Source organism: Streptomyces aureus, from assembly GCF_001418135.1.
Classification (GTDB): Bacteria; Actinomycetota; Actinomycetes; order Streptomycetales; family Streptomycetaceae; genus Streptomyces; species Streptomyces aureus_A.
The window spans coordinates 1-3,407 of sequence record NZ_LIPQ01000658.1 but is presented as its reverse complement, the minus strand read 5'-3'; the positions used below and the strand labels follow the sequence as shown (position 1 = coordinate 3,407).

3 protein-coding genes are annotated in these 3,407 nt (G+C 75.0%); all 3 read right to left on the bottom strand.

Annotated features, from left to right (window positions below; genetic code table 11):
- Positions 1-81: 81 nt before the first annotated feature.
- A complete protein-coding gene (locus tag AOK00_RS35755) occupies positions 82-1,176 on the bottom strand; it encodes a glycosyltransferase family 4 protein (RefSeq protein ID WP_055604264.1) in 1,095 nt (364 codons plus the stop codon).
- Positions 1,163-2,047 carry a PIG-L deacetylase family protein gene (locus AOK00_RS35750; RefSeq protein WP_055604263.1) on the bottom strand — a complete coding sequence of 295 codons (885 nt, stop codon included), beginning with the start codon at positions 2,045-2,047 and terminating at the stop codon, positions 1,163-1,165. Before AOK00_RS35750 ends, AOK00_RS35755 begins: the two co-directional genes overlap by 14 nt.
- The coding region (locus tag AOK00_RS35745) for a glycosyltransferase family 4 protein (protein WP_055604262.1) at positions 2,029-3,407 on the bottom strand (1,379 nt) is incomplete at its 5' end. The genes AOK00_RS35745 and AOK00_RS35750, both read right to left, overlap by 19 nt.

Below are 3,407 nucleotides of genomic sequence, written 5' to 3'. Positions count from 1 at the left end.
TGCCGTCACCCGTGCTCCGCCTCGGCGGAGCACGGGTGACGGCACCCCGTCCCACCCGCTCACGGCGGACCGGCTCCGCGGTCACGCCAGCAGCTCCCGGTAGAGGGCCGCGTACCTGGCCGCGAACCGCTCGGGGCCGAAGTGGTCCTCGACGAGCGCCCGGCCCCGGTCGGCGAGCACGTCCCAGGAGCGCGGCTGGTCGAGCAGCCAGGCCAGCTGCTGCCCGGTGCGGCGCGCGTCGCCCGCCGGGGCCCGGAGCACCGCGTTGCCCAGGTCGGCGAACTGGGGGAGGTCGCTGAGGATCGCCGGCCGCCCCGAGGCGAGCGCCTGGAGGACGGTCAACGGGATGTCGGCCATGCCGACGCGCGCCGTCGGCGGGAACAGCAGCACATGGACGGTGGCGAACAGCGCGTGCATGTCGTCGACGTAGCCGCGCACCTCGAAGTCGGTGAGCCCCGCCGCACCGGCCCGTTCCCGCAGCGCCTCGTCGAGCATCACGTTGTCCTGCCCCGACCGTCGGCGCATCGCGAGCACGAGGCGGAACCTCGCCCCCGCACGGACCGCCTCCACCGCCGCGTCGATCGCCGTCTCCACCCCGCCGCGCGGATCGTGGTGCCCCGCGAACAGCACCACGGGGAATCCCTCCGGGCGGGGCAGATACGGCCACTCGTCCAGGGCGATCATGGGCGGGATCACCCGGATGTCCCCGAACTCCGATGCCCGCAGCCGCCGTGCCATCGACTCCGACAGGGCGACCGTCGTCCCCAGCGGACGGACGTGCTGCAGAAAGGACGTGTCCATCACCCAGGGCACGGTGTGGACGACCGGGCGCGCCCCGAGCAGCAGCGGCCGCAGCCACGAGAAGGCCGGGAAGACACGGCCGACGTTGAGGAAGGCATGCACCAGGTCGACCCGGCGGGCCCACACGGTCGAGGCGCCCGCGGCCTGCATCCGCTCGGGCAGGTGCGGCAACCCGTCACGGGAGAGGACGCGGACGGGACGGCCGCGCTCCGGCGAGGTCGTCCGGCGGGACGGCCACTGGGAGAACCAGACGAAGTCCACGTCGGGCAGGGCGTCGAGCACGTCGGCGGCGAGCCGCACCTCACCGCCGTCCGCCCCGTCCAGCGGGCTGCTGGTGAGGAGCAGGACACGCGGGCGCCGTTCATCGCGACGCATCGCCCGCTCCCGTCACGGCGGCCCTGCGGACGCGCTCCGCCGTCGGCGGCCGGGGCGTGTCCTTCGTCGCCGGCCACCCCCGGTCCGGGAGCAGGTACGCCTCGGGCACGCACGGGATGCGCCCGTCGGGGAACAGGTCGGCGGCCTGGCTGCCGTACCCCCGGATCAGTTCGGCCTTCCGGTCGAGGCCCCGCTCCCACAGGCGGGCCACGAGCCGGTGCCGTCCGGTGAAGCGGGCGTCCGGGCCGGCGTGCTGGTTGTACGGGAACTCGCTGTAGTACACGACCCGGCGGCCGCTCTCCTCGGCGGCGGTGCGGACGAGGACGTGGTCGGCGTGCCCGCCCACGCCCAGCGGAGCGAGGAGCAGACCGCCGGAGCGGCGGGGCAGCAGCTCGTCGACGGTCGCCCCGACCAGACGCAGGGCCTCGGCGTCGTGCGGCGACATCCGGCCCCGGGACAGGCGTGGCCTGCCCGTCGGACACACCTGGGCCGGCCCGGGCAGCAGCCCGGCCGGCCGCTCCGTGGAGGGCCGCGGCGGCCGCCGGAACAGTCCGTCGACCAGCCCGGCATGACGGCAGCGCACGTCGAGCCGCTCCAGGACCCGGCGGTCCTCGGCGCGCCGCTCGGCGAACAGCTCCTCCGCGTCCTCGGCGCCGATCCGCCTCAGGTACCGGCGTGCGGACAGCGTGTACGGCGGTGGCGCCGCCTCGGTGAACAGCGAGGCGACCGTCACGGGCGCCCGCCGCCCCGCCCATCCCAGCAGCCCGCCGCAGGACAGGACGGCGTCGTCCAGGTGTGGCGAGAGCACCAGGATGGGGACGCCCGATCCGACGACGGTCCGGACGAAACTGGTCAGCGGGTCGTCAGCCATGACGAGCCCCTCTTCCTCGGCTGTCGCGCGGAGCCGGGAGTGTCCAGAAGCCGGTGGGCCAGGGCCAGATAACCGCCCGTCATCTGATCCCACGTGTAGTGCTGGGCGGCGAGACCCGAGCGCCGTCCGAGCCGGCGTCGCAGCTCCGGGTCAGTGGCCAGCTCGTTCATCCGCGCCGCGAAGCCGGGCACGTCGAACGGCGGCACGGCCACGTCGCCCCCGCCGCGCATCCAGCGCAGCGCGGGCAGGTCGAAGTGGAGGACCGGCTTGCCGTACGACATGCCTTCGAGGGCGACCAGGCCGAACGTCTCGTGGCGCGAGGGCATCACCAGAAAGGCGCTGTCGAGGAGGAGTTGACGCCGGCGTTCCTCGTCGGCCTGCCCCACCCAGACGACCCGCGGCTCCGGCCGCCCGAGGTTGTGGGCGGTGACGAGTGCGGCGAGCCCGCGCTCCTCGGCCGGGGTCCCCGTGCCGACGAGCAGCAGCTCCAGCGGCGGCGCGGCCCGCTCGTACGCCTCGAAGAGCAGGTCGAGGCCCTGTCTCCAGACGTCGATCCGCCCCAGGAACAGGATGAACCGCCCGGTCCCGAGACGGGTCTCGTCGAGGAGGTGCTGCTCGACCCCGTTCGCGATCACCTGCACGTCGGCGCGGGGGCTGAGCCGCCGGACCACCGATCCGTCGGCCGCGTTCGTCACCACGATGTGCCGGTAGCAGCGCAGCCCGAGCCGCTCGACCAGGAAGAACGGCACGTGGTAGCGCCGCCACAGGGCCTCGGCCCTGCGGCCCTGGTCGATGCCGACGACGGGGGCGCCCGTCGTCAGGGGCAGAAGACTCGTCGAGAACGGCGGGGAGAAACTCTCCAGCCACAGGTCGTGCCTGATCCGGCGGGCCAGAAACGGCAGCAGGGCCAGGAACAGCGCCCGGCCGGCGCGCGGGCCGGCCCGGCGCACCGGCAGCCGGACGTACCGGATGCCGTTCCGCTCCCCGCTGCCGCCGCTCCCGCCGGCCGTCACCACGGTCACCCGGAAGTCCTCGGCGAGCCGGCGGGCCACCTTGCCGATGGCCAGGGCGCCGCCGTCCCGGCAGGCCGGGTTCTCCGCGTCGTCGTAGACGGACACCACCACGTGCGGCCGCTTCCCGGGATCGGCCTCGGGCCGGGGCCGCTTCACGGGATCGGCCTCGGGCCGGGGCCGCTCCCGTACCGCGTCGAGGATCCGGTCCAGGGCCTGTGCCGCCGTCAAGGACGGAGCCCGCTCACCGTCGAGCCGGGTGATCCGCGGCAGCCGCCGCGACCAGCTCCGGTAGCGGGCCCACCAGACCGTCGGGGGACCGGTGATCTCCTCCCAGCCCCGGCCCGGCA